Raw genomic sequence first — 688 nt, forward strand, 5'->3', positions numbered from 1 at the left:
CCAATGCGCTGGTCACGGTCGGCGAAGGCGGACGCTGCGAACCCAATACGCGCGCGACCGACGTCTATGTCTATGACGGCCTCGTCGCGCACAGCCAGAATCGCTGGCCGAGCCTCGCAGTGGATCTGGGCGCGATCAACGGGCTCGCCGCGCGCTTTCTGACGGCGGGCTTCTATTACAAGACCTTCTTCGGCCCGCCGTCCCGCTGGATGCTGTACGAACGCTTCATCCGTCGCGCCGCCGGGCTGGGCAAGGCACCGACCGAACCCGACCCCGATCAATACGAACACCGTTCGGCCTTTTGCGATGTGCTGGTGGTCGGTGGTGGCCCCGCCGGAATCGCCGCCGCGCGTACCGCGCTGCAGGCAGGGGAGCGCGTGCTGCTGGTCTAGCAGGACCGCGCAGTGAACGAAGCGATCGACGGTGCGCGCGTACTGACGCGCACCACCGCGTCGGGCGTGTGGGATCATGGCTTCGTCACGCTCGTCGAGCGCCTGACGGAGCCCGGCCAGCCCCCTGCCCCCGGCCAGCCCGCACAGCGGCTATGGCATGTCCGCGCGCGCCGCATCGTGCTCGCGACCGGCGCGATCGAGCGCCCGCTGACCTTTGCCGGGAATGACCGCCCCGGCGTGATGCTGTCGCAAGCGGTGCGCCGCTATATCGGACGGTTCAAGGTGCTGCCCGGCCA

2 protein-coding genes are annotated in these 688 nt (G+C 69.2%); both read left to right on the forward strand.

What is annotated here, in order from left to right:
• The coding region (locus AACY08_RS27780; RefSeq protein ID WP_339472308.1) for an FAD-dependent oxidoreductase at positions 1 to 392 on the forward strand (392 nt) is incomplete at its 5' end.
• 12 nt (positions 393 to 404) lie between these two features.
• Positions 405 to 688: hypothetical protein (locus AACY08_RS27785; RefSeq protein WP_339472309.1), on the forward strand; the 284-nt coding region annotated here is incomplete at its 3' end.

This window comes from Pseudomonas sp. EL_65y_Pfl1_R83 (assembly GCF_963970695.1).
Lineage (GTDB): Bacteria > Pseudomonadota > Gammaproteobacteria > Pseudomonadales > Pseudomonadaceae > Aquipseudomonas > Aquipseudomonas tritici.